We start from the raw sequence: 10,159 nt of genomic DNA, 5'->3' as shown, positions 1-10,159 counted from the left end.
CCACCCGGCTGACCACCCGCCAGCACCGTCCCGAGCAGCCGCGCCACACCACGCGCCGCCGCGTCGGCCACCCACCGAACACGCATCCGGGACGGCCGGACTCTTGACCGCCTCGGCAACACACCGGTAACGTCGGCCGCCACAGGAAAGCGTTTTCCGCCGACGTACTTCCGCCTGGGAGGCGCGAATGGCAGCACCGCCGACCGCATCGTCCAGCCCGGCCGCGACGGCCAGGCTCGACGAGATCGAGCCGAAGGCGTGTTCGTGCGGGCAGACCCGCCGGGCGTTCGTGGACGTGGAGCCGGGGACGGCGAGTGTCCACCTGCTCGACGTCGACGCCGCGATCACCCACTACCACCGGAGGGCCACCGAGATCTACGTGGTCCTCGAGGGCGACGGGCAGGTCGAGCTCGACGGTGTCGCGCACCCGGCCGGGCCGCTGAGCGCGTTCCTGATCCCGCCGGGCACCCGGCACCGGGCGATCGGCGAGCTTCGCGCGCTGGTCGTCGCCATCCCCGCCGCCGACGACGAGGACGAGTATTTCGATGCCTGAGGTGATCTCCAGGGCCGCACCGCCCGCCGCCGCACCCGACGACGACGCTCCCGTCGAGCGCACCAGGCCCGCCCAGCGTGCCGTCCAGCTCCTGTCCGCCGCCTGGCGGCCGGCGCTGCTGCTGGTGCTGCTGGGGTTCGGCTGGTGGGCCATCACGGCGGCCGAGGTGTTCCCCGCCTACCTGGTCCCGACGCCCGGCGACGTCGCGAACGAGCTGGTCACGGAGCGCGAGATGCTCGCCCGGCACACCTGGGTGACGACGTACGAGACGGTGCTCGGCTTCCTGCTGGCCGCGGTCATCGGGATGCTGGCCGCCGTCGTCATCGTGTACTCCCCCACGCTGGAGAAGGCGCTCTATCCGCTGATCCTGTTCGCGCAGGTCATCCCCAAGATCGCGATCGCGCCGATCCTCGTCGTGTGGTTCGGGTTCGGGCCGATGCCGAAGGTGATCCTGGCCGTGCTGATCGCGTTCTTCCCGATCGTCGTCTCAGGGGTCGCAGGCCTGCGCTCGACCGACCCGGAGCTGCTGGACCTGTCGGCGACCATGGGCGCGAGCCGCTGGAAGACGTTCCGGAAGATCCGGTTCCCGAACGCGCTGCCGCACCTGCTGTCCGGCCTGAAGGTCGCCGTGACGCTGGCGGTCGTCGGTGCCGTGGTCGGCGAGTTCGTCGGTGCCGACGAGGGGCTCGGATACGTCCTCCTGCTGGCCAGCGGCAACCTCAACTCGTCGTTGCTGTTCGCCGACCTGATCCTGATGTCGGCCCTCGGCGTCGTCCTGTTCGTCCTGGTCGAAGCCGCGGAAGCGCTGCTCATCCCCTGGCACGCCAGTCGCCGCCAGGGCGTCCCCCTCACCACCTCATGAACGCAACGACGCATCTCATGAAAGGGCCCATCATGCGACGCAGCCTGCTGGCCACCTCGGCCGTGGCACTTCTCGCCCTGTCCGCCTGTGGCGGCGACGACGAACCCACCGCCGCGGGCGACGGCGACGGCGGCGACCTGACCGCGGTGACCCTGACCCTCAACTGGGTGCCGTACGGCGAGCACGCGCCGTTCTACTACGGCGTCGCCGAGGGGATCTACGAGGAGGAGGGCATCGACCTCGAGATCCGGCCGGGCAGCGGCTCCGGCACGACGGTGCAGCAGGTCGCGCAGTCGCAGACCGACTTCGGCTGGGCCGACACGCCGCCGCTGCTCAACGGCATCACCGAGGGCATGCCGATCAAGAGCCTCGGGGTGTTCCTGCAGACGGGTCCCGCGTCGGTCGAGTTCTTCACCGACCAGGGCATCAGCGACCCCGCCGACCTCGTCGGGAAGATCGTCGCCGGCACCCCGGGCGACGCGATGTACGCCACGTTCCCCGCCTGGCTGGAGCTCAACGGCGTCGACCCCGACGACGTCGAGGTCGTCAACGTCGACCCCGCCGGCAAGGTCGCGGCGCTGGTCGAGGGCCGCGCCGACGCGATCATGGGCTTCTTCCACGACCAGGGCCCGACCATCGAGGATCTCAGCGGCAAGGACGTCGACGCGCTGCTGTACTCCGAGTGGGGCATGAACCTGCTGGGCACGGGCCTGGTGGCGCACCAGAACACCATCGACGACGACCCCGAGCTGGTCGAGGCGTTCGTGCGGGCGACGGCGCGGTCTTGGGAGGCCGCCGCCGAGGACCCGGACGCCGCCGCGGCCGCCATGGAGGAGGGCGCCGACGAGACTCCGCCGGCCGAGGTGCTGCGCGCCCAGCTGGAGCAGAGCATCGGCCTGCTGAGGCTCGACGAAGCCGGCACGCCGGGCGCCAACACCGAGGAGCAGTGGCAGGAGACCATCGACCTGCTCTCGCAGAACGGCGCCCTGGAGGAACCGGCCGACCCGGCGACCTACTGGGAGTCGTCGTTCAGCGAGGCCGGGTGAGCACGGGGATGGAGGCCATGACGACGGAGCCGGCGGCCACCACCGACGCCGCCACCCACCACGAGCACGACACCACCATCGACATCACCGACCTCACCTGCACGTTCACCAGCAAGCGCAAGCGGACGACGGCGCTGACGGGCGTCTCGCTGTCGGTGCGGGCGGGCGAGTTCGTCAGCATCGTCGGCCCGTCGGGCTGCGGCAAGTCGACCCTGCTGAAGATCGTCGCGGGGCTGGTGCCGCCGAGCAGCGGGCAGGTGAAGCTGCTGGGCAATGACGTCACCGGGCCGCAGCGCGAGATCGGCTTCGCCTTCCAGCGGGCCGCGCTGCTCGAGTGGCGTGGCGTCCGGGCGAACATCCTGCTGCAGGCCGAGATGCGCAACATGGACAAGCGCAAGGCCGCCGAACGGGCCGACCAGCTGATCGAGCTGACCGGCCTGACGGGGTTCGAGACCGCCCTGCCGCACGAGCTGTCCGGCGGCATGCAGCAGCGCGTCGCCCTGTGCCGGGCGCTGCTGCACGAGCCGCCGGTGCTGCTCATGGACGAGCCGTTCGGCGCCCTCGACGCACTCACCCGCGAGCACATGAACGTCGAGCTGCACCGCATCTGGCGCGAGACCGGCACCACCGTCGTGCTGGTCACGCACTCGATCGCGGAGGCCGTCTACCTCGGCCAGCGGGTCGTCGTCATGACGCCGCGGCCGGGGCGGATCGAGCGGGTCTACGACGTCGACCTGCCGGCCGTGCGGGACTACGGTGCCACCATGTCGAGTCCGACGTTCGAGGAACTGGCGCGCGAGATCCGGGTGCTGCTGGGGGCCAGCGGCCACCACGGATGACGAGCGAGCGCCGCTGGTGGAACACCGCCGGCGCGTGGCTCGCCATCGGCACCGGCCCGGCGGCGCTGGTGCTCGGTGCAGGACTCGCCGACCGGCACGACGGCCCCGTGCCGGTCGGTGCCCTGCTGGCGGGCGGCGTCGCCATGACGGTGCTGCTGCTCGTGCAGGGCCGGCTGGGGCTGCGCCCGCCCGACGGCGAGGGCCGCCCGCTGGCGGCGGTGCTCGAGGCGTACCTGCCGCGGGGCGACCGGTTGCTCGTCGGCACGCTCATGGCGCTCGCGATGGCCGGCTGGCTGGGCTTCAACGCGGCCCTGGGCGGGTCGGCGCTCGCGTCGCTGCTGGGCGCCCCGACGTGGGTCGGCGTCGCCGCGCTGGGGCTGCCGCTGCTCGCGCTCGCGGCCGGCGGGCTGCACCGCTGGAACGCGATCGCGCTGGTCACGACTGCGGCGGCGCTCGCGCTGATCGTCGTCATCGCCACGCACGGCGACGGCTCGACCGCCGGTGCGCCGCCGCTCGCCGCGGGCGCGGGCGCCCCGTCGGCGTTCCTCACCGACGTCGCCGTCTTCGTCGGCTACGTCGCGGTGTTCGCGCTGCGGGCGCCCGATTTCACGGCCGGGCTGCGCGGCCGCGGCGACCTGTGGGCCTGCGCGGCGATCCTGGTGCTGCCGACACTGGTCGCCGCGGCCGCCGGGACGACCATCGCGTTGCGCAGCGACTCCGCCGACCTCGTCGGCCACCTGCGCACCTCGGACCTGGGCACGGCGCTGGTGGTGGTCGCCGTCGCCGCCCCGTGCCTGACGGCGTTCCACTCCGGCGGGCTGGCGCTGCGGTCGGTGGTCCCCGCCCGCCGGGACTCCGCCCGGCTGGGTGGGGCTGCCCACCCTACGGGCGGGCACCGACACCGGCTGTCGCACCGGCTCGCACCACTGCCGCACTGGGCCGCGACGGCGGTCATCGGCGTGGCCGGGCTGGCGCTCGCGACCACCGGCTTCGAGAACGCCCTGCTCCCCTGGCTCACCATGCTCGCCGCGGTGCTGCCGCCCCTGGTGGTCCCGCTCGGCTGGGAGGCCCGGGCCCGACGGCGGCAGCGTCGCCCGCCGCGGGCCGTCCACGCCCTCATGTGGCTGCCCGCCGCCGCCCTCGGCGTCGCCCTGACGATCGCCGGCGTCCCGGGTGCGCCGCTCGCCGGGCTCGCCGCCGCCGTCATCGGCACGGCTGGAATGCACGGATTCCACCGGATTCGATCCAGGCGTTGACTGTGGCCGTGCCTCGCCGTTAGCGTACGCAACACACCACGGAAAGCGCTTACCACCGCTAGAAGTTCACCGTCGAACAACGAAAGGTGGAGCTCCCCCATGCCCCGACGCCAGCTCGACCGCCGTTCCTTCCTCCGTACGACCGCGGCGGCCGCCGCTCTCGCCGCCGGAACCGCAGCGACCGCCGTCGGCGCCCTCCCCGCCGTCGCGGCCGGCAGCGGCAACCGGCTGATCCCCCGCCCGGCCATCGGCATGCATCTGTACACGATGCGCCGCTCGCTCGCCGTCGACTTCGCCGGCACCGTCCAGGCCCTCGCCGACATCGGCTACGCGACCGTCGGCGTCAGCGGCCGGCACGGTCACAGCGCGGCCGCGATCCGGGCCATGCTCGACGACGCCGGGCTGAAGGCGGTCCTCGAGCACGTCGGCTACAACCGCCTCACGAACAACCTCGAGGGCGCCTGTGAGGACGTCCTGACGCTCGGCGGCCACTGGGTCGTCACGTCCAGCCTGCCCGGCTCGCTGTACACGCTCGACGGAATCCGCCAGGCCGCTGCCGCGTTCAACCGGGCCGGCGAGGTCGCCGCGACCTACGGGCTGAAGGTGCTGCACCACAACCACGACGCCGAGTTCCGCACCGACGGCGGCCGCGTGCTGTACGACGTGCTGCTCGAGGAGACCGATCCCGACCTCGTCGGCTACGAGCTCGACGTCTACTGGGCGGCCCGCGGCGGCTACGACGCCGGCGACTACTTCGTGGACCACCCGGCCCGGTTCCCGGCACTGCACGTCAAGGACATGGCGCCGGACGGCGGGTTCGCCGACGTCGGCTCCGGGATCCTCGACTTCGCGGCGATGTTCGAGCACGCCCACCGCGGCGGCGTCCGCCAGTTCCTCGTCGAGCACGACAACCCGGCCGACGAGCTCGCGACGGCCCGCAACAGCTTCCGGCACCTGCGCGATCTTCGATTCTGACGGGAGAGCGCTGATGCTGAGAATCGGGCTCGCCGCCGCGCTGGCGGCCACGGCACTGACGGGCGGCGCGCTGGCGTCCGCCGTCGAGGAACCCACCACCGAGAGCTTCGACGCGCTGGTCTTCTCGCGCGTCACGAACTTCTACCACGACTCCATCCCCGCAGGTCAGGCGCTGATCGAGCAGCTCGGCGAGGAGCACGGGTTCAACGTCACCATCTCCGACGACCCCGCGAACTTCACCGACGAGACGCTGGCCCAGTACGAGGTCGTGATCTTCAACAACACCAACTCGACGCCGCAGGCCGGCGCCTTGCTGAACGCCGGCCAGCGGGCCGCGTTCGAGCGCTACATCCAGGCCGGCGGCGGCTACGCCGGCATCCACTCCGCGTCGGGCACCGAGCGCGACTGGGAGTGGTACGGCGAGCTGGTCGGCGCGTTCTTCCTCAGCCACCCGCCGATCCAGGAGCTCGAGGTCGAGGTCGACGACACCGTGCACCCGTCGACCAGCCACCTGCCGCAGGAGTGGACCCGCACCGAGGAGCCGTACGACTTCGTCACCAACCCGCGCGGCGACGTGCACGTGCTGGCCAGCTTCGACTCGACGTCCTACACCGGCCACCGGATGGGCGCGGACCACCCGATCAGCTGGTGCCAGAACTTCGACGGCGGCCGCTCCTGGTACACCGGAATGGGGCACGCGCCGTCGGCGTTCACCGACGAGCCGCTGTTCGTCCAGCACCTGCTCGGCGGCATCCAGTGGGCGGCCGGCGTGGTCGACGGCGACTGCGGCGCGACGTCGAACCACAACTTCGAGAAGATCCAGCTCGACGGCAACACCGACGACCCGCTGGCGATGGACATCGACGACACCGGCCGGGTCTTCTACGTGCAGCGCGGCGGCGACGTCAAGGTGTACGACCCGGTGACGGCGCGGACCGAGCTCGCGGCCCGGTTCGACGTGCTGGTCGAGCACACGCACGGCATGCACGGCATCGTGCTGGACCCGGACTTCGCCACGAACCACTGGCTCTACCTGTACTACTCACCGCTGGACGAGGAGAACACCGTCATCGCGCGGTTCACCTACGACGAGGCGACCGGCACCGTCGATCCCGCGTCCCGCGAGACGATCTTCGAACTGCCGTCGCAGCGCGAGGTCAACGCACACGAGGGCGGCGGCATGGACTTCGACGCCGCCGGCAACCTCTACGTCGCGACCGGCGACAACTCCTCGCCCTGCTGTGGCGGCTACGGCGCCACCGACGAGCGGCCCGGGTTCGAGTACAACGACGCGCAGCGGTCGTCGGCCAACACCAACGACCTGCGCGGCAAGATCCTGCGCATCCACCCCGAGGACGACGGCACCTACACGATCCCCGAGGGCAACCTCTTCCCGCCCGGCACCGAGGGCACCCGCCCGGAGATCTACGTCATGGGGCTGCGCAACCCGTACCGCATCCACGTCGACGAGGAGACCGGCTGGCTCTACTGGGGCGACGTCGGCCCCGACGCCCGCGTGGACAGCCCCACCCGCGGCAGCCGCGGCTACGACGAGTGGAACCAGGCGCGGACGGCGGGCAACTTCGGCTGGCCGCACTGCATCGGCGCGAACAAGGCCTACAACGACCACGACTACGCCACCGGCGAGTCCGGCCCGCTGTACGACTGCGCCGGCGGCCCGGTCAACGACTCGCCGAACAACACCGGCCTGACGCAGCTGCCGCCGGCCCAGCCGGCCTGGCTGCCGTACCAGTACGAGGTGACGCCGGAGTACCCGGAGCTGGGCAGCGGCGGACGCCTCGCCATCGGCGGCCCGACCTACCACTTCGACGGCGAGAACCCGTCGGAGGCGAAGTTCCCCGCCTACTACGACGACACCGTCTTCATCGCCGAGTGGACCCGCAACGCGATCTTCGAGGTCCAGTTGGACGAGGCCGGCAACCCGGCGATCATCAACCCGTTCATGCCGGGCGTGGAGTTCCTGCGCCCGATCGACCTGCAGTTCGGCCCGGACGGCTCGCTGTACGTCATCGAGTGGGGCTCGAACTACGGCGGCTCCGGCCGCGGCGACCCGAACACCGACTCCGGCATCTACAAGATCAACTACGCCCGGCCGGGCGAGCGGTCGCCCGTCGCCCGCGCGTCGGCCGACCCGACGTCGGGGCAGCCGCCGCTCGCCGTCCAGTTCTCCAGCGAGGGCTCCGGCGACCCGGACGAGCACGAGATCACCTACGCGTGGGACTTCGACTCCGACGGCGAGGTGGACTCGACCGAGGCGAACCCGTCGCACACGTACACGGAGAACGGCGACTACACCGCCCAGCTGGTCGTCACCGACCCGACCGGGCGCACCGGCGTGGCGAACGTCCCGGTCAGCGTCGGCAACACCCGGCCGGACGTCGAGCTGGTCGAGCCGCTGGACGGGCAGATCTTCGACTTCGGCGAGCCGGTGCCGTTCGAGGTGCGGGTCGACGACGCCGAGGACGGCGTGAGCGGCGGCGGCGTCGACTGTGCGGACATCGTCACCCAGCCGGCACTCGGCCACGACCAGCACGGTCACCCGCTGGAGCAGTACACCGGCTGCACCGGCGAGATCGAGACCATCGTCGACGACGGGCACAGCCACGTCGACAACATCTTCTACATCGTCGACTCCACCTACACCGACCGTGGCGGCGACGGTGTCGACCCGCTGACCGGCGGCGACTCGGCGATCCTGCAGCCGCGGCACAAGCAGGCCGAGCACTGGACGTCGGCGAGCGACGTCGTCCTCTACGACACGCAGGAGGGCAACGGCAACCGCATGGTCGGCCAGATCGGCCACGGCGACCACGTCTCCTACGAGCCGGTCAACCTGCGCGGCGTGAACCAGCTGACCTTCCGGTACGCGTCGTCGGGCACCGGCGGGACGGTGTCGGTGCGGCTCGACGCCGTCGACGGCCCCGTCATCGGCAGCGGACGGCTCGAGCCGACCGGCGACTCGTACGCGTTCGAGGAGGTCGACGTCGCCGTCGAGGACCCCGGCGGCAGCCACGAGCTGTTCCTGGTGTTCACGAACGACGAGGGCGACGACTACCTGGTCAACCTCGACGCGTTCCACTTCGGGCACACGCTGCTCGACGGCGTCCGCGCGGCCCGCGCGGCGGTGCGGTCGCTCGAGGCGGCGGCCGGCGAGCATGCGGAGACGCTGACCGAGGAGCAGGCCACCTACCTGGCCGGCGCAGCCGAGCGGATCGACGGCGAGCTCGCCGCGGCCATGGAGACCGCGACCGATGACGCGGACTTCGCCCGCCGGCTGGACCGCGCGCTGATCTTCACCAACCAGTCCCGGCAGTGGGTCGCCGGGCAGGGGCTACCCGCCGACGTCGCCGCGGCGCTGCTGGCGCCGCTGGACGAGGCGGCGGCCGCGCTCGAGGGCGTCATCGGCAGCGTCGACGGCGTGAGCACGGAGCTCGCGGCCGACGGCGGCGAGGTCACCGCGGGCGAGACGGTCCGCGTGACCGCGACGCTCACGAACGACGGCGACGCCGCGGTCCGGGCGCCGGCGGTCGAGCTGGCCGTGCCGGACGGCTGGCAGGCGGTCGCTGCCGGGCCGACGTCGGCGGCGTCGCTGGCCGCCGGTGCGACGCTGACCGGCGCGTGGGACGTCACGGTCCCGGCCGGCGCGACCCCCGGCGAGGTGACGCTGACCGGGTCGGCGGGCTACGCCCACGTCGGCCGCGACCGCGTCACCCTCCCGTTGTCGGCGCCGGTCGTCGTGCGGCCGGCGGTGTCGGCCGACGGCGTCGCGGTCGGCGCGCCGCTGTTCACCGGCCGGTCCTCGACGGCGTCGGTGACGGTGACCAACCACCGCTCGGCCGCCCCGGCGGACGTGACGGCGACGGTCACCGTGCCGTCCGGATGGATCGCCGGCTCCGCGACGGCGACGCTGCAGCCCGGCGCCACCGCGACGCTGGAGGTGCCGGTGACGGCGCCGGCCGGCGGGGTCGTGGCCGGGCCGCTCGCCGAGGCGACCCTGACCGCGTCGGTCACCGCCCCCGGTGTCGTCGTGGCCGGGACGCCCACGGCCCGCACGTACGCCGTCCCGCACGGCGACGACCTCCTGCTGGCCCTCGACGGCGGCTCGCCGGCCAGCCCGGTGCTGGAGTCGTACACGCCGCTGGCGCCGAACCACGCGTGGGACGCCGCGCGCGGCTACGGCTGGGTGACCGGTGCGCCACTGCAGCGCGACCGCGGTCACCCGGACGCCCTGCGGCGCGACTTCGTGCTGGACAACCGGGGTCCGGGCGTCCTGCGGCTGACCCTGCCGCCGGGACCGCACACGGTGTCGCTGCTCACCGGCGACCCGGACTTCTCCACCAGCGGGTTCGTCGTCGAGGCCGACGGCGCCGTGGTGGTGCCGGCACGGGCGACGCTGCCGAGCGGGTCGTACGCCTGGGAGCAGTTCACGCTCGACGGCGGCGCCGAGGGCCGGACGGTGGACCTGCGGCTGTCGAGTCCGACCGGCAACTACTGGCGGATCCTCGCGCTGCTGGTCGACGACCCGGCGTAGCGATCAGGACTCGGCCGGCGGCGGGACGGTCCGCAGCGTCCCGTCGCCGGCCGGTTCGGCGCCCACCCCACCCCAG

General features: G+C 72.7%; 7 protein-coding genes. All 7 read left to right on the top strand.

What is annotated here, in order from left to right; genetic code table 11:
• The first annotated feature begins 187 nt into the window (after positions 1–187).
• The 7 genes from E1212_RS28395 (at position 188) to E1212_RS28365 (ending at position 10,083) form a co-directional block, all read left to right on the top strand.
• Complete coding sequence (locus tag E1212_RS28395; RefSeq protein ID WP_131988794.1) at positions 188–553, top strand: cupin domain-containing protein; 366 nt, start codon at positions 188–190, stop codon at positions 551–553.
• On the top strand, positions 546–1,415 hold the full coding sequence (locus E1212_RS28390) for an ABC transporter permease (protein WP_131988792.1): 870 nt from the start codon (positions 546–548) through the stop codon (positions 1,413–1,415). The genes E1212_RS28395 and E1212_RS28390 overlap by 8 nt, the downstream gene beginning before the upstream one ends.
• Before the next feature lie 32 nt (positions 1,416–1,447).
• Positions 1,448–2,461: an ABC transporter substrate-binding protein gene (locus E1212_RS28385; protein ID WP_131988790.1), complete on the top strand. Its 1,014-nt coding sequence runs from the start codon at positions 1,448–1,450 to the stop codon at positions 2,459–2,461.
• Between the two features lie 8 nt (positions 2,462–2,469).
• Positions 2,470–3,300 (top strand): ABC transporter ATP-binding protein, encoded by an 831-nt coding sequence (locus E1212_RS28380; protein WP_131988796.1) that lies wholly within the window; start codon positions 2,470–2,472, stop codon positions 3,298–3,300.
• Positions 3,297–4,556, top strand: a complete 1,260-nt coding sequence (locus E1212_RS28375) for a purine-cytosine permease family protein (RefSeq protein WP_131988788.1) — start codon at positions 3,297–3,299, stop codon at positions 4,554–4,556. The genes E1212_RS28380 and E1212_RS28375 overlap by 4 nt, the downstream gene beginning before the upstream one ends.
• A 99-nt stretch (positions 4,557–4,655) precedes the next feature.
• Positions 4,656–5,531: a sugar phosphate isomerase/epimerase family protein gene (locus E1212_RS28370; RefSeq protein WP_131988786.1), complete on the top strand. Its 876-nt coding sequence runs from the start codon at positions 4,656–4,658 to the stop codon at positions 5,529–5,531.
• A 13-nt stretch (positions 5,532–5,544) separates the two neighbouring features.
• The gene (locus E1212_RS28365) at positions 5,545–10,083 is read left to right on the top strand and encodes a ThuA domain-containing protein (RefSeq protein ID WP_131988784.1); all 4,539 of its coding nucleotides are present in this window, start codon (positions 5,545–5,547) and stop codon (positions 10,081–10,083) included.
• The last annotated feature ends 76 nt before the right edge of the window (positions 10,084–10,159 follow it).

Source organism: Jiangella ureilytica (assembly GCF_004348545.1).
GTDB lineage: Bacteria > Actinomycetota > Actinomycetes > Jiangellales > Jiangellaceae > Jiangella > Jiangella ureilytica.
Note: the sequence above shows the minus strand (reverse complement) of the source record. Positions and strands in the feature narration are given on the sequence as shown.

What these genes read in the sequence shown, in the direction of transcription:
- E1212_RS28395 (WP_131988794.1), top strand. Translation starts at nt 188, where the DNA reads ATGGCAGCACCGCCGACCGCATCGTCCAGCCCGGCCGCGACGGCCAGG.
- E1212_RS28390 (WP_131988792.1), top strand. Translation starts at nt 546, where the DNA reads ATGCCTGAGGTGATCTCCAGGGCCGCACCGCCCGCCGCCGCACCCGAC.
- E1212_RS28385 (WP_131988790.1), top strand. Translation starts at nt 1,448, where the DNA reads ATGCGACGCAGCCTGCTGGCCACCTCGGCCGTGGCACTTCTCGCCCTG.
- E1212_RS28380 (WP_131988796.1), top strand. Translation starts at nt 2,470, where the DNA reads ATGGAGGCCATGACGACGGAGCCGGCGGCCACCACCGACGCCGCCACC.
- E1212_RS28375 (WP_131988788.1), top strand. Translation starts at nt 3,297, where the DNA reads ATGACGAGCGAGCGCCGCTGGTGGAACACCGCCGGCGCGTGGCTCGCC.
- E1212_RS28370 (WP_131988786.1), top strand. Translation starts at nt 4,656, where the DNA reads ATGCCCCGACGCCAGCTCGACCGCCGTTCCTTCCTCCGTACGACCGCG.
- E1212_RS28365 (WP_131988784.1), top strand. Translation starts at nt 5,545, where the DNA reads ATGCTGAGAATCGGGCTCGCCGCCGCGCTGGCGGCCACGGCACTGACG.